At 68.1% G+C, this 20,705-nt stretch carries 19 protein-coding genes; 14 read left to right on the forward strand and 5 right to left on the reverse strand.

The window, feature by feature from the left end; all coding sequences use genetic code 11:
* The 3 genes from ASD77_RS07275 (at nucleotide 1) to ASD77_RS07285 (ending at nucleotide 1,968) form a co-directional block, all read left to right on the forward strand.
* Nucleotides 1-708, forward strand: a complete 708-nt coding sequence (locus ASD77_RS07275; RefSeq protein WP_055939444.1) for a pseudouridine synthase — start codon at nucleotides 1-3, stop codon at nucleotides 706-708.
* Nucleotides 705-1,397, forward strand: a complete 693-nt coding sequence (locus tag ASD77_RS07280; RefSeq protein WP_055939447.1) for an HAD family phosphatase — start codon at nucleotides 705-707, stop codon at nucleotides 1,395-1,397. Before ASD77_RS07275 ends, ASD77_RS07280 begins: the two co-directional genes overlap by 4 nt.
* A gap of 118 nt (nucleotides 1,398-1,515) precedes the next feature.
* Nucleotides 1,516-1,968: a transposase gene (locus tag ASD77_RS07285; protein WP_235578490.1), complete on the forward strand. Its 453-nt coding sequence runs from the start codon at nucleotides 1,516-1,518 to the stop codon at nucleotides 1,966-1,968.
* A 57-nt stretch (nucleotides 1,969-2,025) separates the two neighbouring features.
* On the opposite strand, the gene ASD77_RS07290 is transcribed toward ASD77_RS07285, so the two are convergent.
* Genes ASD77_RS07290 through ASD77_RS07300 form a run of 3 tightly spaced genes read right to left on the reverse strand, consistent with a single transcriptional unit; the run spans nucleotide 2,026 to nucleotide 3,793 of the window.
* Nucleotides 2,026-2,589, reverse strand: coding sequence for a DUF1415 domain-containing protein (locus ASD77_RS07290; RefSeq protein WP_055939448.1), 564 nt, complete (start codon nucleotides 2,587-2,589; stop codon nucleotides 2,026-2,028).
* Nucleotides 2,582-3,064, reverse strand: a complete 483-nt coding sequence (locus tag ASD77_RS07295) for a YajQ family cyclic di-GMP-binding protein (protein ID WP_055939451.1) — start codon at nucleotides 3,062-3,064, stop codon at nucleotides 2,582-2,584. The genes ASD77_RS07290 and ASD77_RS07295 overlap by 8 nt, the downstream gene beginning before the upstream one ends.
* A gap of 30 nt (nucleotides 3,065-3,094) precedes the next feature.
* On the reverse strand, nucleotides 3,095-3,793 hold the full coding sequence (locus tag ASD77_RS07300) for a DUF2306 domain-containing protein (RefSeq protein WP_082563165.1): 699 nt from the start codon (nucleotides 3,791-3,793) through the stop codon (nucleotides 3,095-3,097).
* A gap of 76 nt (nucleotides 3,794-3,869) precedes the next feature.
* On the opposite strand from ASD77_RS07300, the gene ASD77_RS07305 reads away from it, so the two are divergent.
* Together ASD77_RS07305 and ASD77_RS07310 are read left to right on the forward strand one after the other, a co-directional pair.
* Nucleotides 3,870-4,754 carry a DMT family transporter gene (locus ASD77_RS07305; protein WP_055939453.1) on the forward strand — a complete coding sequence of 295 codons (885 nt, stop codon included), beginning with the start codon at nucleotides 3,870-3,872 and terminating at the stop codon, nucleotides 4,752-4,754.
* A gap of 24 nt (nucleotides 4,755-4,778) precedes the next feature.
* A complete protein-coding gene (locus ASD77_RS07310; protein WP_055939456.1) occupies nucleotides 4,779-5,336 on the forward strand; it encodes a hypothetical protein in 558 nt (185 codons plus the stop codon).
* 108 nt (nucleotides 5,337-5,444) lie between these two features.
* Here the strand turns inward: ASD77_RS07310 and ASD77_RS07315 are convergent, their stop codons facing one another.
* A complete protein-coding gene (locus ASD77_RS07315) occupies nucleotides 5,445-6,080 on the reverse strand; it encodes an OmpW family outer membrane protein (protein ID WP_055939459.1) in 636 nt (211 codons plus the stop codon).
* A gap of 330 nt (nucleotides 6,081-6,410) precedes the next feature.
* Between ASD77_RS07315 and ASD77_RS07320 the strand changes: the two genes are divergently transcribed.
* The 7 genes from ASD77_RS07320 to ASD77_RS07350 all read left to right on the forward strand — a co-directional run bounded on the left by ASD77_RS07320 (nucleotide 6,411) and on the right by ASD77_RS07350 (nucleotide 16,109).
* The gene (locus tag ASD77_RS07320) at nucleotides 6,411-6,860 is read left to right on the forward strand and encodes a DUF1801 domain-containing protein (RefSeq protein WP_055939462.1); all 450 of its coding nucleotides are present in this window, start codon (nucleotides 6,411-6,413) and stop codon (nucleotides 6,858-6,860) included.
* Nucleotides 6,861-6,865: 5 nt separating this feature from the next.
* Nucleotides 6,866-7,891, forward strand: coding sequence for a LacI family DNA-binding transcriptional regulator (locus tag ASD77_RS07325; protein WP_200947365.1), 1,026 nt, complete (start codon nucleotides 6,866-6,868; stop codon nucleotides 7,889-7,891).
* 241 nt (nucleotides 7,892-8,132) lie between these two features.
* Nucleotides 8,133-11,147, forward strand: a complete 3,015-nt coding sequence (pgmB, locus tag ASD77_RS07330) for a beta-phosphoglucomutase (protein WP_082563166.1) — start codon at nucleotides 8,133-8,135, stop codon at nucleotides 11,145-11,147.
* Between the two features lie 74 nt (nucleotides 11,148-11,221).
* On the forward strand, nucleotides 11,222-13,624 hold the full coding sequence (locus ASD77_RS07335) for a TonB-dependent receptor (protein ID WP_055939465.1): 2,403 nt from the start codon (nucleotides 11,222-11,224) through the stop codon (nucleotides 13,622-13,624).
* Between the two features lie 162 nt (nucleotides 13,625-13,786).
* Nucleotides 13,787-15,031, forward strand: a complete 1,245-nt coding sequence (locus tag ASD77_RS07340) for an MFS transporter (protein ID WP_055939468.1) — start codon at nucleotides 13,787-13,789, stop codon at nucleotides 15,029-15,031.
* A gap of 61 nt (nucleotides 15,032-15,092) precedes the next feature.
* Nucleotides 15,093-15,548 carry a DMT family transporter gene (locus ASD77_RS07345; RefSeq protein ID WP_055939470.1) on the forward strand — a complete coding sequence of 152 codons (456 nt, stop codon included), beginning with the start codon at nucleotides 15,093-15,095 and terminating at the stop codon, nucleotides 15,546-15,548.
* Nucleotides 15,549-15,551: 3 nt separating this feature from the next.
* A complete protein-coding gene (locus tag ASD77_RS07350; protein ID WP_055939473.1) occupies nucleotides 15,552-16,109 on the forward strand; it encodes a DNA-deoxyinosine glycosylase in 558 nt (185 codons plus the stop codon).
* On the opposite strand, the gene ASD77_RS07355 is transcribed toward ASD77_RS07350, so the two are convergent.
* Nucleotides 16,071-16,829, reverse strand: coding sequence for a hypothetical protein (locus ASD77_RS07355; RefSeq protein WP_055939475.1), 759 nt, complete (start codon nucleotides 16,827-16,829; stop codon nucleotides 16,071-16,073). The two genes, ASD77_RS07350 and ASD77_RS07355, sit on opposite strands and share 39 nt — an antisense overlap.
* A 275-nt stretch (nucleotides 16,830-17,104) precedes the next feature.
* Here ASD77_RS07355 and ASD77_RS07360 point away from each other — a divergent pair, with 275 nt between their 5' ends.
* Nucleotides 17,105-18,532, forward strand: coding sequence for a dihydrolipoyllysine-residue acetyltransferase (locus ASD77_RS07360; RefSeq protein WP_082563167.1), 1,428 nt, complete (start codon nucleotides 17,105-17,107; stop codon nucleotides 18,530-18,532).
* A gap of 13 nt (nucleotides 18,533-18,545) precedes the next feature.
* On the forward strand, nucleotides 18,546-20,693 hold the full coding sequence (gene lpdA, locus ASD77_RS07365; RefSeq protein ID WP_082563168.1) for a dihydrolipoyl dehydrogenase: 2,148 nt from the start codon (nucleotides 18,546-18,548) through the stop codon (nucleotides 20,691-20,693).
* The last annotated feature ends 12 nt before the right edge of the window (nucleotides 20,694-20,705 follow it).

Consider the following 20,705-nt stretch of genomic DNA (forward strand, 5'->3'; position numbering starts at 1 on the left):
ATGAAGATCGTCAAGCACATCGCCAACCTGGGCTATGGCAGCCGCAAGCAGGTGCAGTGGATGTTCCGCGAAGGACGCATCACCGATGCCGAGGGTGAGGTGCTGTACGCCGACGATCCGGTCGACCACGACCGCATCCGCGTGGATGGCGAACCACTCGATCCCGCACCGGGACTGACCATCCTGTTGCACAAGCCGGTCGGCTATACCTGCTCCACGAAGGACACCGGGCGCATCGTCTACGACCTGTTTCCGTCGCGCTTCCGCGACCGGTCGCCGGTGATGTCCACGGTCGGTCGGCTGGATCGCGAGACCAGCGGGCTGTTGCTGCTCACCGATGATGGCGGCCTGCTGCACCGGATCATCTCGCCGAAGGCCAACCTGCCCAAGGTGTACGACGCCACGCTGGCCGAAGACCTGCGCGGCGACGAGGCGGCCCTGTTCGCCAGCGGTACGTTGATGCTGGAATCGGAACAGACGCCGCTGGCACCGGCGCAACTGCACGTGATCGATCCGCGCCATGCGCAGCTGACGCTCACCGAGGGGCGTTACCACCAGGTGCGCCGCATGTTCGCCGCCGTCGGCAACCACGTGCAGGCATTGCACCGCAGCCGCGTGGGCGGGCTGACGCTGGACGGGTTGCCGGAAGGGCAGTGGCGCATCCTCGATGCCGACGACCTGCGGCGACTGTTCGAGTTCGCCACATGAGTGCGGCGGGCCTGCCGTTCACCCCTGCGGCGGTGATCTTCGACATGGATGGCCTGATGCTGGACAGCGAGCGCGCCATCATCGACTGCATGGCGCAGGCCGCGCGCGAATGCGGGTACCACGACCTGCCTGACGTTCTGTGGCTGTCGATGGTCGGACACAGCGAGGCGGTGTGCCGGCACCTGCTGGATGAAGCCGTCGGCGAAGCGGGGCGCGATGCGATCCTGCAGTGTTCGCATCTGCTGTACGACGCCGTGGTGGCGGCCGGCGTGCCGCACCGGCCGGGCATCGTGGCGATGCTGGACTTCCTCGAAGCCCGCGGCATGCCGCGCGCTGTCGCCACGTCCACGCGGCGTCCGCTGGCGCTGCGCAAGCTGGAGGCGGCCGGCCTGTTGCCCCGGTTCCACGCCATCTGCACCAGCAGCGACGTGCAGCATCCCAAGCCTGCGCCCGACATCTACCTGCTGGCCGCGACCTCGCTGGGCGTCGATCCCGCGCACTGCCTGGTACTGGAAGACTCGCCCACTGGTTTGCGCGCCGCGCTCGCCGCCGGCATGCATCCCATCCAGATTCCGGATCTGCTGGAGCCGGACGACGCCGTGCGTGCCCTCGGCCACACCATCCTGCCGTCGCTGGACGATGCGCGCCTGCTGCTGGAGCGGCGGCTGTCCGCATCTCTGGTTGTCTGACGTGGGAGCGACGTAAGTCGCGAAGCTTTTCAGGAGAACTCTGACACCGCATCGAGCGATCCGCTCATGGCGGTCTCCGTCAGGCTTGGCATGCTCAGCTCCCCACGGGAGCATCGACATGCCGGGATACTCGGATCTGAGAAAAGGACGCGCCTCCCAGGTCGGGCAGGCCTATCTGGTGACGTTCACGACGGCAGACCGCAGGCCGCTGTTTGCACAGGCGGAGCGGGCCATGGCGGCCTGCCAAGCGATGACCGCCTCACGGCTGTGGTATCGCTCGAGGCTGCTGTGCTGGGTGTTGATGCCCGATCACTGGCATGGCGTGATCGAACTCGGCGCGCTGGACAGCCTGTCGATCATGGTGCAGCGCCTGAAATGCAACAGCGCCAGGATGGTCCGCCTGCAGCATCCGGAGACGGGACAGGTCTGGGGGAAGGGGTTCCATGATCGCGCGCTGCGTAACGGCCCCGCCGTGCTGGCGACGGCTCGCTACGTGGTGGCCAATCCGCTCCGGGCGGGACTGGTGCGCAGCGTGGGGGCGTACCCATGGTGGGATGCGGCGTGGATGTAGGGGAGAAGAGCATCGCGACTTACGTCGCTCCCACACCGGAGATCACGGGTGTGCCGCTCACTCCGCAAACAGCGTCGCCCAGCCTGCGTGCCCCAGTGCATCCAGCGTTTTGACGTTGCGCTCGACGATCACGTCGGGGTCCGGGAAGGCCTCCACCGCGCGGTCGATGCTGGCTTCGCGCAGCAGGTGCAGGGTGGGGTAGGGCGAGCGGTTGGTGTAGTTGCTGATGTCGTCCGGCAGGGTGCCGGCGAACTGGTAGTCCGGATGGAAGCTGGCCACCTGGATGACGCCCTGCAGATCCAGCGCTTCGACCGCCGCATCGGCGTTGTCGAGGAAGTCGTTGTAGTCCAGGAAATCGGTCAGCACGTCCGGGTGCACGATCAGCGTGGTGTCGACCTGTTCCGGATCGGTGTCGCGCAGCATCACCAGCTCTTCCGCCAGTTCCTCCAGCAGCGCTTCCGGCGTGCTCGCATCGCTCAGCACGAAGCGGACCTGCTCCTTTACGTACACCGCCTTGGCGAACGGGCACAGGTTCAGGCCGATCACGGCGCGCTCCACCCAGCGGCGGGTGGCGGCGAGGGGATCGGGCGCGTCACCGGCCGTGGCGGGCGACTCAGTCACGGAAGTTGTCGAACTGCAGCGGCAGGTCGAACTCGGTCTTCTTCAGCAGGGCGATGACGTCCTGCAGGTCGTCGCGCTTCTTGCCGGTCACGCGCAGCTTGTCGCCGTTGATCTGCGCTTCCACCTTCAGCTTGGCGTCCTTGATCGTCGACACGATCTTCTTCGCCAGCTTCTGCTCGATGCCCTGCTGCACGGTGATCTTCTGGCGGGCCCCGGCGAGATTGGTTTCCACGTCGCCGAACTCCAGGCAGCGGGCATCGATCTGCCGCGCGATCAGGCGCGCGCGCAGGATGTCGGTCATCTGCTTGAGCTGGAAGTCGCTGGGCGCGGACTGGGTGATCAGCTTCTCTTCCAGCACGAACTTGGCGTCCACGCCCTTGAAATCGAAGCGGGTGGAGAGTTCGCGGTTGGCCTGGTCCACGGCGTTGGTCAGCTCGTGGACGTTGACTTCGGACACGACATCGAAAGAAGGCATGGGGGAAATCCTGTAGCGGGACGCGGAATTCTACCGTGCACCGGGAAGCGGCACGGCATCGCGCGACGCGGGTGGCGTTGCGGACCGCCAGCGCCGCGCGAGGCGGCGGACCGCCTCGCACACCAGCAGCGGTACGACCCAACTGGCCCACAGCAGGGCCGCGATCAGGTCGGGGGACGGCGCAAGCCCGGCGGTGATCGCGACCGGGAGCGAGAGGCGGAAGATGATCGGCGCCAGCGTCACCGCGTAGTTGCGGACCATCCAGCGCCGGTGCCGGTCCACCGCGCCGCGGCGGATGGCGACCAGCCCGGTCAGTCCGGTGGTGAGCCAGGCGAGCGCGGTCGCTGCGAATGCCAGGCGGATGGCGAACGGTGCCGGCGAGGTGGCGATCAGGCCTGTCGCGCCGGTCGCCGCCACCAGCATGCCGAGCAGATAGAGACGGCCGGTCAGGCGATGCAGGCGCGGGTTGCGTCGGCGCCACTGGGTCAGGAACTGCACCGGGCCGAGCAGCACCGTGGTGAGCCCGCCGGCCAGATGCAGCCACAGCCAGCCGCGTCGCGTCATGAACATGCCATAGGCGCCCGAATCGAGATGCCGGTACTTGGCATAGGCGTTGAGCAGGAACTCGAGACTGACGATGCCGAGCAGCAGCCACAGCCCGGCCCAGGCCAGGCGCAGGGCGAGGCGCGGGCGCGACGGCGCAATGGAGCGTGGGACGGTGCCTGTCATCGGTCTGGCTGCACGGGTGGCTGCGCGCAGGGTATCGCACGTGCGGCCGAGCGCGGCCGGCACGCGATAATGGCGCATGCCCGCCTCCCGCCCCTCCCTCGCTTCCGCCGTCCTGCTGATGCTGGCGGCCGTGCTGATGTTCGCGTTGATGGACGCGGGACTGAAGCTGCTCTCGGCCGAGTATCCGTCCTTGCAGGTCGCTGCGCTGCGCGGACTCTCGTCGTTGCCGCTGGTGACGCTATGGGTGCTGGCCACGGTGCCTGCGCGGTCGCTGCTGCGCGTGTACTGGCCGCTGCACCTGCTGCGCGGCGTGCAGGGCATCGCGATGATGGCCGGCTTCGTGTACGGCCTGCGGACGATGCCGCTGTCCACGGCCTACGCGATCACCTTCGTCGCGCCGCTGCTGGTCACGGCGATGGCGGGCCCGTTGCTCAAGGAGCGGGTGGGGCCGGCGCGCTGGGTGGCGATCTTCATCGGCCTGGCCGGGGTGCTGGTGATCCTGCGCCCGACCGGCGAGGGCATGTTGACCGGTGGCGGACTGGCGATCCTGATCGCCGCGATCTGCTATGCGATGGGCGCGGTCACGGTGCGGATGCTGGCGCAACGGGACAGCACGCAGGCGATGGTGTTCTGGTTCGTGGTGCTGCTGTCGCTGGGCGCGTGGCTGCTGGCGTTGCCGACGTGGAAGCCGCTGCAGCCGGCGCATGGCTGGATCATCGCCGGCGTCGGCGTCTCCGGCTCGCTGGCGCAGGTCGCGCTGACCGAAGCCTTCCGCCGCGGCGAGGCGTCGCTGATCGCGCCGCTGGAATACACCGCGCTGCTGTGGGGCGTGCTGCTGGACGTGGCGCTGTGGTCGGTACTGCCGGACGGCGTGACCTGGATCGGCGCCGGCATCATCGTCGCGAGCGGACTGTATCTGCTGCGCCGCGAGAAGGTGCATGTGGAAGCCGAGCATCCCTGACACGCATTGCGGCATGATGTGCGCATGCCCATCGTCCTCGTCCTCCTGTTCGTTTTCCTGCTGCTCGCGCTGTGGGTGGTGCTGCTGCCGCTGTCGCTGTGGCAGCGTTACCGCTACGGGCGCTCGCGGCGCATGGCGCGCGGCTGGCTGCTGGCGTTCAATGCGTGGAGCCTGCTGGTGTCGGTCGCGATCTTCGTCGCGGTCAGCGCGTTCGGCCTGTTCTGGTGGCCCGACAGCCTGCTGGGCGCGGGCGCGGGACTGGCGGCGGGTGTCGTGCTCGGCCTGATCGGTGTGTGGCTGACACGCTGGGAGGTCGCGCCGCAGGGCGTGTTCTACCAGCCCAATGCCTGGCTGGCGCTGCTGCTCGTGGCCATCGTCGCCGGCCGCATCGTGCTGGGCATGGTGCAGATGGTGCAGTACTGGCGCTCGGAGAGTGAGCCGGCGACGCATGCGCTGCTCAGCGGGCATGGCAGCCTGCTGGCAGTGGCCGGGCTGTTGCTCGGCTATTACCTGGTGTATGCCTGGTGCGTGAAGTGGCGCGTCGCGCGGCTGGAGCGGCTGCGCGGCCACGGTGCACGCTGACCCGTCGATGGCGGGGTGCGGGATTCGCGCAGCGGAACAGCGCCGTTCTAAGAAGAAAGGCGGCGGGCCCGGAGGCCCGCCGCCGTATCGACGCGTTGGAGCAATGGATCAGAAGCGCGCGCCGATACCCACACCCACGACCCACGGGTCGATCGTCAGTTCTTCACCGGTGCCCTGGCCAGCCACGCGCACGCCGGCGTCGCCCTTCATGTAGCGCACGTCGGTGCGCGCGAACCAGGTCTCGTTGATGTTGAAGTCCATGCCGGCCGTGGCGATGGCGCCCTTGGCGGTCTCCAGGCCCACGTGCGCACCGTCACCGCCGATGCTCTCGTTGCTGAAGTTGGACTCGTAATAGCCCAGGCCCAGGAACGGACGCATCACCTGGTCGGGCGTGCCGAAGTGGTACTGGCCGCTCAGCGCGATCGGCTGCTGGTCGACAGTGCCGATCTTGCCGGCGCCATCGGCCTTGACGCGGTGGTTGAACTTGTCGGCCGCGCCCCACAGTTCCACTGCGATGTTGGGCGTTGCGTACCAGCTGGCGCTGATGACGGGCGCGACATCGCCATCGATCTTCAGGCCGGGCGCAGGATCACGGTCGGGCTTGAGGATGGCGGCGCCGCCGACGACGGCGAAGCGCTTGTCGTAGGAGGAGGATGCGGTATCGGTGGTCGCGTCCTGCGCAAAGGCTGCAGGGGCGGCGATGAGGGAAGCAAGGGCAATCGTAAGGGTGCGAAGCGACTTCATGGGGGTGTCTCCTGTTTTGTTTTCTTATGTCCCTACCGGCAATGCGATGCGATGTCATGCGTCGTCGCCGTCAGGGCGAGCGCACCGTAACCATTCGCGCATGAACGCCTGCCACGTCGCGACGTGAACCATTCGCAAACCGTGCGGAATATCGCGCGTGGTTTATTCGCATTTCACTGCGCGTGCATGTCGCTGACTGGAACGTTCGCGCCATGACCCGCGCCGTCAGGCGGCGCTGGCGCCCTCCGCCGCACGTCGCGCCAGGCCGCAGCGGTCCACGACAGCGGTCGCGTGGTTGCGCTAACCTCGGCGCAACGAGGAGCGATGCCCATGGCCAGCAGCAAGGCGAAGACGGTCGATGAATACCTGGCGGAACTGCCGGAGGAACGGCGGGCCGTGATGTCGGCGGTCCGCCAGCTGGTCAACCGGCACCTGCCTGCCGGCTACGTCGAGACGATGAACTGGGGCATGGTCTGCTGGGAGATCCCGTTGTCCCGGTACCCCAACACCTACAACAAGCAGCCGTTGTCGTACGTCGCGCTGGCGGCGCAGAAGCAGTACTACGCGCTGTACTTGACCACGTGCCACGAGAACTCCGCACAGGACGTGGTGTTGCGCAACGCCTACGCGGACGCCGGCAAGCGGCTGGACATGGGCAAGAGCTGCTTGCGCTTCAAGTCACTGGACGACCTGCTACCGGATGTCATCGGTGGCGTCATCGCATCGACACCGGTGGACGCTTACATCGCACACTACGAAGCCAGCCGCGCAAGGAAATGAACCGCATGCCCCCTGCCAAGCGCAAGCCACGGGCACGCGCCGACCTGCCGACGCCCGGTGGGCACCTGACCATGGCGGACCTGGCGAAGGTGGCCGGCGTCTCCGCCATCACCGTCTCGCGCGCGCTGCGCGACAGTCCGCTGGTGAATGCGGAGACGCGCGAGCGGGTGCGCCAGATCGCGCAGCAGTACGGTTATTCGTTCAATGTCAGTGCGCGCAACCTCAAGCTCCGCCGCAGCATGACGGTGGCGGTGGTGGTGGAGATGAAGCCCACCGTGGAACGGCAGATGTCGGGACCGTATCCGCTCGACCTGCTCGGCGGCATCACCCAGGAACTCACCTCCACCGGCTACAGCGTGCTGCTGACGTCGCTGCAGGGCGGTTCGCTGCCGAACGTGCAGGCGGCCGACGGCGTGATCCTGCTCGGGCAGGGTGCGCACGAGGACGCGATGCATGAAGTACAGCGCTGGGGCCGGCCGATGGTCGTATGGGGCGCGGTCAGCCGGCACGAATCGCAGGTGGTGGTCGGCAGCGACAACCGCCGCGGCGGTGCGCTGGCCGCGGAGCGCTTCATCGCGCTCGGTCGCCGGCGCCCGGCCTTCCTCGGCGATCCGGCGCACGGCGAATTCGCCGAGCGGCTGGAGGGTTTCGGCGAGGCGCTGGCCCGCCATGGCATCACCCCGCTGACGCCCACCGTCGCCAGTTTCACTGTCGGTGCCGGCGCGGAAGCGGTGCATGCCCTGCTGGAAAGGCATCCGCAGGTCGATGCGCTGTTCGCCGCCAGCGACCTGCTGGCCATCGGTGCGATCCGCGCGCTGATCGAGCGCGGCCGCCGCGTGCCCGAGGACGTTTCGGTGATCGGCTACGACGACACCCCGCTCGGCGCCACCTACGTGCCGCCGCTGACCTCGGTACACCAGAATTTCATCGACGCCGGCGTGCTGCTGGCGCGCAAGGTGCGGGCGCTGATCGAGGGCGAGGCGGCCGGTTCCGAGACCCTGCCGACCCATCTGGTGGTCCGCACAACCTGAGCGCAGGACGCTGCTGCATCGCAGCGGCTACCCGGTAGACATCCGCTGCGGCACCGAAGCCGATAGCCCGTCGCAAGCCGTTGAATATCATCGATTTAATGGCGCTTTCGCGCTGCTGCGGCGTTGGCCGGCACGGGTCGTCGAGATGAGCTGACATCGATAACTTGACATCGATAACAACGACTCCTAGCGTGCCCTCCGCCCGGGCTGCCAGCCCGGTCAGGACCAGGCCAGCGTGGGGATGTCGGTGGAACAGGGCGGAAAAGAAACAGCAGTCAACCTCGGCGATGCCGGCCCGGGCCCGCAGGATCCTTGGCGACTCACCCATCGCGGGATCGACCGCACGCGCGCCGCACGCGATGAAACCCTGTTCGCTCTGGCCAACGGCACGCTGGGCGTGCGCGGTGCGCTGGAGGAAGACGACAGCGCCAGCGACGGCACGTTCCTGTCCAGCGTGTTCGAGCAGAACCCGATCCACTACCACGAGCGTTTCCCCGGCTTCACCCGCAGCACCGATACCCGCGTGCCGGTGGCCGAGGGCAAGCACATCCGCCTGCAGCTGGGCGACGTTCCGCTGCGGCTCGCGGACGCGGAGTGGCTGGACTTCGAGCGCACCCTGGACCTGGCAGCCGGCACGCTGCACCGGCGCCTGCGGCTGAAGACGCCGCAGGGCCACATGCTGCAGATCACGGCGCAGCGCGTGGTGCCGCTGGCCGAACGCGCGCTGCTGGCGATCCGCTTCGAGGTGGTCTCGGTCGACTACACGGGACCGCTGACCCTGACGTCGTCCATCGAGACCGGTCGCCAGGCGGTCGAGCAGGGCGATGATCCCCGCATCGGCGTGCATGGCGGCAAGGGCCTGCAGGTCGCGGACGAACATGCCGATGCCGACACCGCGCGGCTGACCCAGCGCACCCATCACAGCGGCGTGGCGCTGGCCTGCGCGCAACAGCATCGCCTGTCGCCGGATCTCGCCTTCGAGGGTGCGCGGGCGGAACCGGGGCGCGTCGAGCAGCGCTACGTCGCGACACTGACGCCCGGCGCGTCGGTGGTGATCGAGAAGTTCGTCGCCTACGACGATGGCAACGGCCGGTCCGCCGATGGCGTGGATGCCGTGCTGGCCCGCGCACAGGCGGCCGGGTTCGAGGCCATCGCCGCGGCCCAGGCGGCCTCGCTGCAGGAGTTCTGGCGGCACGCCGACCTGTCGGTGGCCGGCGATCCGGCGGCAGAGCTCGCGCTGCGCTTCAACCTGTTCCACCTGCTGCAATCGGCCGGGCGCGACGGCATCACCGGCACGGCGGCTAAAGGCATCACCGGCGAGGGCTACGAGGGCCACTGCTTCTGGGACACCGAGGCCTTCGTGTTGCCGGTGATGGCGTTCACCGCGCCAGCGGTGGCGCGCGCGATGCTGATGTACCGCTACCGCACGCTGGACGGCGCACGCGACACTGCGCGGGCGATGAACCATGCGCGGGGTGCGCTGTACCCGTGGCGCACCATCGCCGGTCGCGAATGTTCCGCGCACTATCCCAGCGGCTCGGCGGCGTACCACATCAACGCCGCCATCGCCTACGGGATCGGGCTTTATCTCGACGCCAGCGATGATCTCGATTTCCTCAGCGAGGCTGGCGCCGAGATTCTTTTCGAAACCGCGCGCATCTGGCCGCAGGCCGGGCATTTCAACCCGCGGCTCGACGGCGCGTTCTGCATCCACGAAGTGACCGGTCCGGACGAATACACCACGCTGGTCAACAACAACTGGTATACCAACCGCATGGCGAAGCGGCACCTTCAGCGCGCCGTGCAGGCGTGGAACCGCTTGTCGGCGGATCGTCCGGAGGCACTGCACGCGCTCGCGGCGCGTATCGGACTGGAGGCAGACGAAGTGGCGCTGTGGCAGCGCGCCGCCGACGCCATGCACCTGCCGGTCGATGACGCACTCGGCATCCATCCGCAGGACGACGACTTCCTCGACAAGCCGCGCTGGCCGTTCCCGAACCGCGAAGGCGCGCACCGTCCGCTGCTGCTCGACTACCATCCGCTCACGCTGTACCGCCATCAGGTCTGCAAGCAGGCCGACGTGGTGATGGCGCTGGTGCTGGCCGGCGATGGCATCCCGCTGGGCAGCAAGCGGCGCGACTTCGACTATTACGAAGCGGTCACCACCCACGACTCCACGCTGTCGGCGCCGGTGTTCGGCATCCTCGCCAGCGAAGTGGGACAGGACGAAAAGGCGTGGCAGTACTTCGACGCCAGCCTGCGCGTGGACCTGGACGACCTGCATGGCAACACCGACCACGGCGTGCACATGGCGGCGATGGCGGGCAGCTGGCTGGGGTTGGTGCAGGGCTTCGGTGGACTGCGGGTGGTGCAGGGGCGGCTGCGGTTTTCGCCCACGCTGCCGGCGGCGTGGAAAGGCTACGGTTTCAACCTGCGCTGGCGCGGCTGTGCGCTGCGGGTCGACGTGGATGCGCGTGGTGTGCGTTACCGGCTGGACGACGGCGACGCGCTGGCGTTCGGCCACGCCGGCACCGACGTGCACCTGACCCGCGGGCGCGAAGCCGTGCTGCCGCTGGCCGTGCCGGCGCCGCCGAAGGCGACGTTCCCGCGGGACTGCAAGGCGCTGATCTTCGACCTGGACGGCGTGCTGACCGATACCGCGCATACGCACTACCGCGCGTGGAAGCGGCTGGCCGACGAAATCGGCGTGCCGTTCGACCTGCAGGTCAACGAGCGCCTGAAGGGCGTGGACCGGATGGCGTCGCTGGAGATCATCCTGGAGCGCGCCACGCGTGCGCATTCGGCCGACGAGAAGCGCGCATTGGCCGACACCAAGAACGGCTACTACGTGCAGGAGATCGCCAACGTCGGCCCGCAGGACCTGTTCGATGGCGTGCGCGAGGTGCTCGATGCCGCCCGCGCCGTCGGACTGAAACTGGGCCTGGCCTCGGCCAGCCGCAACGCGCCCATGCTGCTGGACAAGCTGGGCATCGCCGACCGTTTCGACTACATCGCCGACGCGGGCCGCATGGTCCGCGCCAAGCCCGACCCGGCCATCTTCCTGGATGTCGCGGCCGCGCTGGGCGTGCCACCGCACCGCTGCATCGGGGTGGAAGACGCGGCCGCCGGCATCGAAGCCATCCATGCCGCCGGCATGGCGGCCATCGGCATCGGCGACGCACGCGCGCTGAGGCATGCCGATGCCGTGATTCCCCGCATCGCCGAGTTCGACCTGAGGACGTTCGTTTCGCCTTGACCGCACGTGGCCACAGAAGCCGCGGCGGCAGCCTGTCACTACAACAACAATCGCACTACGTGGAGGGAGAGACCATGCAACACACCAAGCACCCGATGCGCTACGCCATGTCGGCCGCCATCGCGCTGGCCCTGGCGCCGGCGCTGGCGTCCGCACAGGACGCTGCGCCGACCGCCGCCAACGATGACGCGACCACGCTGGACGCGGTGGTCGTCAGCGGCACGGCCAAGTTCAAGGGCCTGCGCAAGCGCGACGCCAGCTTCTCGATCAGCACGGCCACGCCGGAACAGATCCAGGAGACCGCGCCTACCAGTACCGCCGACCTGCTGAAGATCGTGCCGGGCGTGTGGGCCGAGGCCAGCGGCGGCGGTACCGGCGCCAACGTTTTCGTGCGCGGCATGCCCTCCGAAGGCGATGCACCGTTCTTCACCCTGCAACTGGACGGCTCGCCGATCTTCCCGCCGCCGACGCTGTCGTTCCTGGAGAACACCACGCTATTCCGCATCGACGACACCATCGCGCGTGTCGAAGGCCTGCGCGGTGGTCCCAGCCCGATCTATTCCAACGGCCAGCCCGGCGTCACCGTCAACTTCATTCAGAAGAAAGGCGAGGACACGCCGGAAGGCCTGGTGCGCATGACCCTGGGCACCGACAGCCTGCGCCGTGTCGACTTCTACAGCGGCGGCCCGCTCAGTGCGGACAGCGGCTGGTATTACAGCGTGGGCGGCTTCTACCGCGAGACCGACGGCGTGCGCCAGACCGGCTTTCCGGTGGAGAAGGGTGGTCAGCTGAGCGCCACGCTGACCAAGCGCTGGGCCGAAGGCGAATTCAACCTCTATGCGCGCCACACGGACGACAAGAACACCTTCTACACCGCGGTACCGCTGGTCTCGCGCAACAACGGGCAGGACATCTCCAGCTTCCCCGGCCTGGACGCCACCACCGGCACACTGGTCGGCGACGACTTCCGCCGGGTGACGCTGCCCACCGGCGTGGGCAACGAGACCATGACGCGCGATCTGGCCGATGGCCGCGGCGTGGACATCGACGTGTTCGGTGGTTCGCTGGACTGGTATGTCGGCAACTGGACGATCAGCGACAAGTTCAATTACCTGAAAGGCGATGCGCCGACCTACGCGCTGTTCACCGGCGCCAACCCGCAGACGCTGTCCTCGTTCATCACTGACACCTACGGCGCGGGCGTGACGGGAACGGGTACGTTCGTCAACGGCGGCGGTGCGGTCGATCCGAACCAGCAGGTGCTGACTGCGGGCTTCTGGGTGGTGGACAAGGAAATCAGCTCGTTCACCAACGACCTGCGTTTCAGCGTCGACCTGACCGAGCGCAATTCGCTGACCTTCGGCGTGTACTACGCCGACTACTCGTCCAAGGACCGCTGGTGGCTGGGCAACAACATGCTGCTGACGGCGCAGGACAACGCGCGGCGGGTGAACCTGGCGCTGTCCAATGGGCAGGTCGCCACGCGTGATGGCTTCGTCGGCACGGCGTTCTACAACATCCGCGGCGATTACGACGGCCAGAACACCGCCTTCTTCATCGCCGACGAATGGACCGTCAACGACCGCATCCGCCTGGATGCCGGCGTGCGCTATGAGCGCCAGGAAGTGAACGGAACGGTGTGGGATCCCGTGACACGCGATCTCGACGGCGACCAGAACACCCTGTACGACAACACCACCTCGGTCTCGACCACGCCGCGCAGCATCGACCAGAACGACAGCGACGTGTCGTGGACGGCCGGCCTGAACTACACGCTCAACGACAGCGTCAGCCTGTTCGGACGCGTCAACTCGGGGTTCACCTTCCCGCAGTTCGACAACCTGCGCGACGGCGCCAACAACAAGACCGAGATCGACCAGTACGAGCTGGGCCTGAAGGCGGGCGGCGAGACGTACGAGATGTACCTGACCGCGTTCTACAACGACTTCACCGGCCTGCGCTACCAGGCGTTCGACAACAACGGCAACAACGTGGTCATCATCGGCGACTCGAAGGCGCGCGGCCTGGAATTCGAGGGCGCGTGGCGGCCGGTGGGCGGTTTCGAGCTGGCGTGGAATGCGACCTGGCTGCGCGCCAAGTACGGCGACTTCTCCACGTTCGACGGCAACCAGGTGGTGCGCCAGCCGAAGTTCCGCACGCGGCTGACGCCGAGCTACTACTGGTCGATGCCCTGGGGCGACCTGAAGGTGTTCACCACCTACACGCATGTCGGCGACCGTTACTCCGATCCCGCCAACGGCCAGGTGCTGCCCGAATACGACACCTGGGACATCGGCGCCAGCGCGCACGTGGGCGACCACTGGGAGTTCACCTTCTCGGGCCGCAACGTCACCGACGAGATCGCGCTGACCGAGGGCAATGCGCGCGTGCTGGGCAATGCGACCAGTGGCGGCGTATTCATGGGCCGTCCGCTGGAAGGAACCTCGTACCAGGCCTCCGTCGCCTACCGCTGGTGACGCACCGCGGCCCGCGATGCCGTGGGCCGTCTTCCGCCGTCGCGCCGTCTCTCCCGGCGCGGCGGCGCATCCCTCCCACGCGTGCTGCGCCGCCAGGCGCGGCCGCTCCCGCGCAGGCCGGCCGATGCGGCTAGGATGCGTCCGACCCGACCGGTACCGCCGATGACACGCACCCGCATGATCCTGGCGATGATCCTGACGTACATGATCTTCGCCATGCTGTTGAATTCCGTCGGCACGGTGATCCTGCAGTCCATCCAGGGCTTCGGCATCACCAAGGCCGACGCCAGCCTGCTGGAGGCGTTCAAGGACCTGCCGATCGCCATCACCTCGTTCCTGGTGGCGTCGTTCCTGCCGCGGCTGGGCTATCGCCGGGCGATGATGCTCGGCCTCCTGCTGGTCGCCGCCGCCTGCGTCGCGATGCCGCTGCTGCAGGCGTTCTGGGCGACCAAGCTGCTGTTCGCCACGGTCGGCGTGGCGTTCGCACTGGTGAAGGTGTCGGTGTATTCCAGCATCGGCCTGCTGACCGAAGACGCCAAGGCGCATGCCGCGCTGACCAGCACGGTGGAAGGCTGGTTCATGGTCGGCATCCTGGGCAGCGCCTGGCTGTTCGCCGCCTTCATCAATGCCGACGCGCCGGGCGATCCGGTCTGGCTGGACGTCTACTGGGTGCTGGCGGGGCTCTGCCTCGCGGTGATCGTACTGTTGGCGACCTGCACGCTGGACGAGCGCGCGGCGCAGGATGGCCATGCGGCGGGCGAATCCTTCATCGACATGTTCCGCTTGTTGGCGCTGCCGCTCGTAGTGGTGTTTCTGGTATCCGCCTTCCTCTACGTGCTGATGGAACAGGCCATCAACACCTGGCTGCCCACGTTCAACCGCGAGATCCTGCACCTGCCCACCACGCTCAGCGTGCAGGCGGCCAGCATCTTCGCCGGTTCGCTGGCGCTGGGCAGACTGGGCGGCGGCGTGCTGCTGCGGCGCGTGCCGTGGTTCTGGCTGCTGTCGGCATGCGTGGTGGCGATGGCGGTGCTGGTGCTGCTGGCGCTGCCGCTGGCGGCCAACGTGCAGGCGCGCGACGGCATGACCTGGTGGAGCGCGCCGGCGGCCGCCTATGTCTTCCCGATGATCGGCCTGCTGATGGCGCCGATCTATCCGGCGATCAATTCGGTGGTGCTCAGCGCGCTGCCGAAGTCGCGGCATGCGGCGATGACCGGGCTGATCGTGGTGTTCTCCGCGCTGGGCGGCACGACTGGTTCATACGTGACCGGGCAGTTGTTCGCGCACTTCGACGGATCGCGCGCGTTCTACCTGCTGCTCGCGCCGATGGCGATGCTGCTGGTATCGATGGCCCTGCTGCAGCGGGCGGTGTCCAAGCGGCAGGGTGGCGTTCCGCCAGTCGCCTGATGCGCATGCGTTGACGCCACGTGGCGTATCGTTCGTCCCTCTTCCCTGGATGAGATGACGCATGAACGCGACCGGCGTGGCCTTGGCCCTCTTCATCGGCATGCTGTTGCCGTTGCAGGCGCTGATCAATGCCTCGCTGGGGCGACAGACATCCGGGCCGCTGTTCGCCTCGCTGTGCTCGTTCCTGGTGGGTACGGGCGTGCTGTTGGCGTGGTGGCTGCTGACGCGGCCGGTGTTCGTGCCGGCCGCGCTGGCGAAGGTGCCGTGGTGGGCGTGGACCGGGGGCGTGATCGGCGCGCTATTCGTCGCCTCGGCCACCTTGCTGGTGCCGCGGCTGGGCGCTGCGTCGCTGATCTGCCTGGTGGTGGCGGGGCAACTGGTGGGCTCGGTGGTGCTGGACCACTTCGGCGTGCTGCATGCGCGCCAGCCGGTGGATGCGCTGCGCGTGGTCGGCCTGCTGCTGGTCGTCGCCGGCGCCCTGCTGGTGGTGAAGCCGTGGCAGGCGACCGGCGGATAAGCGATGGATGAGGTGCTGACCGGGCTGCCGCCGGTGGTGGCGCCCGACTGTCACGTGCTGGTGCTGGGCTCGATGCCGGGTGCGGCGTCGCTGCAGGCGGCCCGCTACTACGCCCATCCGCGCAACCGGTTCTGGCCGGTGATGGCCGCGCTGACCGGCGTCGCGGTGGAAGCGCCTTACGAGGAACGGCTGGCAGCGTCGCAGCGGGCCGGCATTGGCCTGTGGGATGTGATCGGCGAATGCCGCCGTGCCGGCAGCCTGGACAGTGCGATCGTCCGCGGCAGCGAACGGCCCAACCCGGTTGCCGGTCTCGTGCACGGACTTGCCGCCCTGCGCGGCATCGCCCTCAACGGCGGCACCGCGGCGTCGCTGTTCCGGCGGCATATCCAGCCGCAATTGGATGACGCCTGGACGCAGCGCGTGCAGATCATCGCGTTGCCCTCGACCAGCCCGGCACACGCGGCGATGGACCTCGCGCGGCTGCGCGAGGCCTGGGATGTGCTGCGGCCGCTGCTGCCGGCCTCAACCGTGCGCGGGGCGAGCCGGCGTACGCAGCCGTAGCCACACGGTCTGCACCGCCAGCACGGCGGCCACGGCAACAGCGACCCAGGCGGCGGTATCGCTGCCCGGCACGGTCCAGCCCGACTGCTTCACGTAGACCGCAGCCAGTGCCCAGAGTGCGGCCGCCGCGAACGCCAGGTTGCCGCGCATCCGCTGGTTCGCCGCGAGCAGCAGGGCGGCAGCGGCGGCGAACAGCACCAGCGTCCACGGCAGCATCGCGTCGGTCGGCAGCAGCCGATAGGCGACGATGACCTGCGCCGTGTTGAGGAATGCCGCCAGCGACAGCCAGCCGGCATGCAGCGACAGCGGCGCCCAGGCCCAGCCCGTGAGGCCCGGCGTCCCTTCACGCGCGGTGGAAAGCTTCAGCGCGCAGGCCAAGAGGCAGCCCAGCGCCGACCAGATGATCAGCAGCGCCAGCCAGAACAGTTGCTGCGAGAACACCGGCACCCACAGAGCGGTCAGCGCGAAACCGGCCGCGGCCCAGGGGCGAACACCCGCCAGCGGCGCCTGGCGCGCGCGCGACGAAAATGCCTGCCAGGCGCCGAACACCACGTCCCACAGGAAGATCAGGCCCCAGATGGCGAAGGCGTAGCCCGCCGCGACGATGAGCGTGGGGTATTGGTCTGAGATGGCGCCGTTGGTGGCCCCGAACGCGCCCTGCTGGGAAAACCAGGACACCGTGGGCATGGCGAGGGACAGCAGCAGGACGAGCCAGCGCATGGGAATCTCCTTGTCGGTCTGGGTGACGATGCTGGGGGCGGGGCTGTGAACAACGCATCGACATACGCAGCCGGACGCGGACTGGATGAAAACATGCGGCCCCGTATCGCGGGCGCTCACGTCGCGCCGGGTCCGACCAAAGCGATACCACTGCGCGTCGCGCTGCGCGCAATGTCCCGCCGTGGACAGCAATTAACACCAATGAACGGTTGGCGCATCGCGCCGCTGCGGACACAATAGGGGTTCCCTCTTCACGCCCGCACCGGAGTAACGCCATGTCCGACATCAAGGAAGCCAAGGTCCCCGACATCGGTGACTACGACGGCGTACCGGTGATCGAAATCCTGGTGGCCGTGGGCGACACGGTGAAGAAGGACCAGGGCCTGGTGACGCTGGAATCGGACAAGGCCACGATGGAAGTGCCATCCGCGTTCTCCGGCGTGGTGAAGGAGATCAAGGTCAAGCTGGGCGACGAGATCGCCGAGGGCGCCGTCGTTGCGCTGATCGAAGTGAGCGAAGGCGCGGCCGAAGCCAAGCCTGCCGCCGCGCCCGCGCCGACCGCCACCGCCGAAACCGGCGCCAAGGTCGAGCCGGTCGCGGTCTCGCCGACCCCCGACAAGATCGCCCAGCGCGAGATCGCGCAGGAGCGCGCCGCACCGTCCGTGGCCCCGGCTGCCTCGCGCGTGCTGGACGACAAGCCCGGCATCGATCCGGAAGCCTCGCCGCCGCGCTCGCCGCCGGTCGAGTTCAACGCCGACCGCGTGCTGCCGGAAAAGGTCGCCTACGCCAGCCCCGCCGTGCGCCTGTTCGCCCGCGAGCTGGGTGTGGACCTGCACCAGGTGACGGGCAGCGAACGCGGTGGCCGCATCAGCAAGGAAGACGTGCAGAAGTACGTCAAGGCCGCGCTGGCCGGTGGTATGGCCGCGCCCGCCGCTGCAGGCGCACCGGCCGCCGCCGGTGGTGGCCTCAACCTGCTGCCGTGGCCGAAGGTCGACTTCAGCAAGTTCGGCGAGACCGAAGTCGTCCAGCTGTCGCGCATCAAGAAGATTTCCGGCGCCAACCTGGCGCGCAACTGGGCGATGATCCCGCACGTCACCCAGCACGACCACGCCGACATCACCGACCTGGAAGCGCTGCGTGTGGCGCTGAACAAGGAAAACGAAAAGGCCGGCATCAAGCTGACCATGCTCGCCTTCCTGATGAAGGCCAGCGTCTCGGCACTGAAGAAGTTCCCCGACTTCAACGCCTCGCTCGATGCCAGTGGCGAGAACCTGACGCTGAAGAAATACTTCCACGTCGGCTTTGCCGCCGACACGCCGAACGGACTGGTGGTGCCGGTCGTCCGCGACGTCGACAAGAAGGGCGTCAACGAGATCGCGCAGGAAAGCGGCGAACTGGCCAAGAAGGCGCGCGAAGGCAAGCTCGGTCCGGCCGAGATGTCGGGCGGATGCTTCTCGATCTCCTCGCTGGGCGGCATCGGCGGCGTGGCGTTCACGCCCATCGTCAATGCGCCGGAAGTCGCCATCCTCGGCGTGTCCAAGTCGTCGATCCAGCCGGTCTGGGACGGCAAGCAGTTCCAGCCGCGCCTGATGCTGCCGCTGTCGCTGAGCTACGACCACCGCGTGATCGACGGCGCGGCCGCCGCGCGCTTCACCGCCTATCTCGCCCAGTTGCTCGGCGACCTGCGCCGCGTGCTGCTGTAAGGAGACCGAGACCATGGCGAACACGATTGAAGTCAAAGTCCCCGACATCGGCGATTACAGCGATGTGCCGGTCATCGAAATCCTGGTCGCCGTCGGCGACACGGTGAAGAAAGACCAGGGCCTGGTGACGCTGGAGTCGGACAAGGCGACGCTGGAGGTGCCGTCTTCGGCCGCCGGCGTGGTGAAGGAGCTCAAGGTCAAGCTCGGCGATGCGCTGTCGGAAGGCAGCGTGGTGGCGGTGCTGGAAGCCGAGGGCGCTGCGGCCTCCGCGCCAGAACCGGCCGCCCCCGCGGCTCCCGCTGCGCCTGCGCCGACGCCCGCCGCTGCCCCGGCACCTGTCGCAGTGGCGCCGGCCGCCGCGTCGGCCCCGTCCGCCGGTGGTGGCCTGATCGAAGCCAAGGTGCCCGACATTGGCGACTACGACGGCGTGCCGGTCATCGAGATCCTGGTCGCCGTGGGCGACACGGTGAAGAAGGACCAGGGCCTGGTGACGCTGGAATCGGACAAGGCGACGATGGAAGTGCCGTCGCCGGCCGCCGGCGTCATCAAGGAGATCAAGGTCAAGCTCGGCGATGAACTCGCCGAAGGCAGCCTGGTGGCGATCATCGAAGGCGAGGGCGCCGCCGCATCGGCGCCCGCCAAGCCCGCCCCGGTGACGCCGTCGCCGGCCGCGCCCGCCGCACCGGCGACCTCGGCACCGAAGCCGGCGCTGGGCACCGGCAAGACCGCAGACATCGAGTGCCGCATCGTGGTGATCGGTTCCGGCCCGGGCGGCTACACCGCCGCATTCCGCGCCGCCGACCTCGGGCTCGACACCGTGTTGATCGAGCGTTACGAAGCGCTCGGTGGCGTCTGCCTCAACGTGGGCTGCATTCCGTCGAAGGCGCTCCTGCATGCGGCCGCGCTGATCGACGAGGCCTCGCACTCGGACGATATCGGCATCAGCTTCGGCAAGCCCAAGATCGACCTCGACAAGCTGCGCGGCTTCAAGCAGGACAAGGTGGTCGGCCAGTTCACCAAGGGCCTGGCCGGCATGGCCAAGCAGCGCAAGGTGCGCACCGTGACCGGCGTGGCGAAGTTCGTGTCGCCCAACGAGCTGGAGATCGTCGGCAGCGACGGTAAGACGCAGCTGCTGCGCTTCGAGCAGTGCATCATCGCCGCCGGTTCGCAGGCGGTGAAGCTGCCCAACTTCCCGTGGGACGACCCGCGCGTGATGGATTCCACCGATGCGCTGCAGCTGGCCGAGGTGCCGAAGAAGCTGCTCGTGGTCGGCGGCGGCATCATCGGCCTGGAAATGGCGACCGTCTACCGCGCGCTGGGCGCCGAAGTGACCGTGGTCGAGTTCATGGACCAGCTGATGCCGGGCGCGGATAAGGACCTGGTGAAGCCGCTGGCCGACCGCCTGAAGAAGCAGGGCGTGATCATCCAGCTGAAGACCAAGGCCGCCAAGGTCGAGGCCTCGAAGAAGGGCATCACCGTCCACTTCGAGAGCGCCACCGAAGGCCAGAAGCCGGAGCTGGAATCGGGCACCTGGGACCGCGTGCTGGTCGCCGTGGGTCGTTCGCCCAACGGCGGCAAGCTCGATGCCGACAAGGCTGGCGTCAGCGTCACCGACCGTGGCTTCATCCCGGTGGATGCGCAGATGCGCACCAACGTGCCGCACATCTTCGCCATCGGCGACCTGGTCGGCCAGCCGATGCTGGCGCACAAGGCCACGCACGAAGGCAAGCTGGCCGCGGAAGTGGCCGCCGGCGAGAAAAAGGAGTGGGTGGCGCGCGTCATTCCGTCCGTGGCCTACACCGACCCGGAAATCGCCTGGGTCGGCGTGACCGAAACCGAAGCCAAGGCCAAGGGCCTGAAGATCGGCGTCGGCAAGTTCCCGTGGGTGGCGTCGGCGCGCGCGGTCGGCATCGGCCGCGGCGAAGGCTCGACCAAGCTGATCTTCGACGAGCACACCCATCGCATCATCGGTGCCGGCATCGTCGGCGTGCACGCCGGCGACCTGATCGCCGAACTGGCGCTGGCCATCGAGATGGGCGCGGAAGCGGGCGACATCGGCGCGACCATCCATCCGCACCCCACGCTCAGCGAGTCGGTGGCGATGGCGGCGGAGGTCTACGAAGGCACGATCACCGACCTGTACATCCCGAAGAAGAAGTAAGTCCCTCCGGAC

The sequence above is a fragment of the Pseudoxanthomonas sp. Root65 genome (genome assembly GCF_001427635.1).
Lineage (GTDB): Bacteria > Pseudomonadota > Gammaproteobacteria > Xanthomonadales > Xanthomonadaceae > Pseudoxanthomonas_A.

Bases quoted from the DNA above. Each gene is read 5' to 3' on its own strand.
- ASD77_RS07275 (WP_055939444.1), top strand. From the start codon at position 1: ATGAAGATCGTCAAGCACATCGCCAACCTGGGCTATGGCAGCCGCAAG.
- ASD77_RS07280 (WP_055939447.1), top strand. From the start codon at position 705: ATGAGTGCGGCGGGCCTGCCGTTCACCCCTGCGGCGGTGATCTTCGAC.
- ASD77_RS07285 (WP_235578490.1), top strand. From the start codon at position 1,516: ATGCCGGGATACTCGGATCTGAGAAAAGGACGCGCCTCCCAGGTCGGG.
- ASD77_RS07295 (WP_055939451.1), bottom strand. From the start codon at position 3,064: ATGCCTTCTTTCGATGTCGTGTCCGAAGTCAACGTCCACGAGCTGACC.
- ASD77_RS07300 (WP_082563165.1), bottom strand. From the start codon at position 3,793: ATGACAGGCACCGTCCCACGCTCCATTGCGCCGTCGCGCCCGCGCCTC.
- ASD77_RS07305 (WP_055939453.1), top strand. From the start codon at position 3,870: ATGCCCGCCTCCCGCCCCTCCCTCGCTTCCGCCGTCCTGCTGATGCTG.
- ASD77_RS07310 (WP_055939456.1), top strand. From the start codon at position 4,779: ATGCCCATCGTCCTCGTCCTCCTGTTCGTTTTCCTGCTGCTCGCGCTG.
- ASD77_RS07315 (WP_055939459.1), bottom strand. From the start codon at position 6,080: ATGAAGTCGCTTCGCACCCTTACGATTGCCCTTGCTTCCCTCATCGCC.
- ASD77_RS07320 (WP_055939462.1), top strand. From the start codon at position 6,411: ATGGCCAGCAGCAAGGCGAAGACGGTCGATGAATACCTGGCGGAACTG.
- ASD77_RS07325 (WP_200947365.1), top strand. From the start codon at position 6,866: ATGCCCCCTGCCAAGCGCAAGCCACGGGCACGCGCCGACCTGCCGACG.
- pgmB (WP_082563166.1), top strand. From the start codon at position 8,133: ATGTCGGTGGAACAGGGCGGAAAAGAAACAGCAGTCAACCTCGGCGAT.
- ASD77_RS07335 (WP_055939465.1), top strand. From the start codon at position 11,222: ATGCAACACACCAAGCACCCGATGCGCTACGCCATGTCGGCCGCCATC.
- ASD77_RS07340 (WP_055939468.1), top strand. From the start codon at position 13,787: ATGACACGCACCCGCATGATCCTGGCGATGATCCTGACGTACATGATC.
- ASD77_RS07345 (WP_055939470.1), top strand. From the start codon at position 15,093: ATGAACGCGACCGGCGTGGCCTTGGCCCTCTTCATCGGCATGCTGTTG.
- ASD77_RS07350 (WP_055939473.1), top strand. From the start codon at position 15,552: ATGGATGAGGTGCTGACCGGGCTGCCGCCGGTGGTGGCGCCCGACTGT.
- ASD77_RS07355 (WP_055939475.1), bottom strand. From the start codon at position 16,829: ATGCGCTGGCTCGTCCTGCTGCTGTCCCTCGCCATGCCCACGGTGTCC.
- ASD77_RS07360 (WP_082563167.1), top strand. From the start codon at position 17,105: ATGTCCGACATCAAGGAAGCCAAGGTCCCCGACATCGGTGACTACGAC.
- lpdA (WP_082563168.1), top strand. From the start codon at position 18,546: ATGGCGAACACGATTGAAGTCAAAGTCCCCGACATCGGCGATTACAGC.